We start from the raw sequence: 733 nt of genomic DNA on the forward strand, positions 1-733 counted from the left end.
GTATCAAAAATTCTTTGGAAGCCTAGAGCACAAAAGAGATGGCGATAAAGTTGAACTGAAGGCTGTGCTAGAGAATCTAGCTTTCAACGAAGACGGTTTAGTACCGGTGATCACTCAAGATGCATCAACAAAAAATGTATTGATGATGGCCTGGATGAACAAAGAGGCGATTGAAAAAACGCTTGAGACGCGGAAGGTCACATACTGGTCGCGCAGTCGACAATCATTTTGGGTAAAAGGGGAGTCGAGCGGACATACCCAAGCACTGTGTGAAATGTATTTTGACTGCGATGGCGACAGCATTTTATGTATTGCTGAGCAAGTTGGGCCTGCTTGTCACACTCTCAGACCCAACTGTTTTTACTTAAAAGCCGATCAAGAATCGCAAGTTGTACATGTAATAGGAGATGGTTATCAATCATGACCACAACACTCATTAAGAATGCCTTGGTGGTAAATGAAGGGAAAGCTGAAGAGCTTGATGTGCGTATTAAAGATGATCGCATAGCGGCCATTTCAAGCAACCTGACTGCTTCGAATAATGACAAAGTCATTGATGCGCATGGCTTCTGGCTTTTGCCGGGAATGATCGATGATCAAGTTCATTTTCGTGAGCCGGGTTTAACGCATAAGGGAAGTATTAAAACTGAATCACGAGCCGCTGTGGCGGGCGGTATTACAAGCTATATGGAAATGCCGAATGTTAGCCCGGCCACTACGACCATAGAGGCCT

The 733-nt window shown here is 44.6% G+C and carries 1 protein-coding gene and 1 pseudogene; both read left to right on the top strand.

All coding sequences use genetic code 11. The features are described 5' to 3' along the window. Window positions 1–424: phosphoribosyl-AMP cyclohydrolase (gene hisI / locus A3738_RS06845; RefSeq protein ID WP_369819777.1), on the top strand; the 424-nt coding region annotated here is incomplete at its 5' end. Continuing rightward, window positions 421–733 (top strand): annotated as a pseudogene (locus tag A3738_RS06850) (dihydroorotase); the annotation flags it as partial. The gene hisI and the pseudogene A3738_RS06850, both read left to right, overlap by 4 nt.

Source organism: Oleiphilus sp. HI0066 (assembly GCF_001635725.1).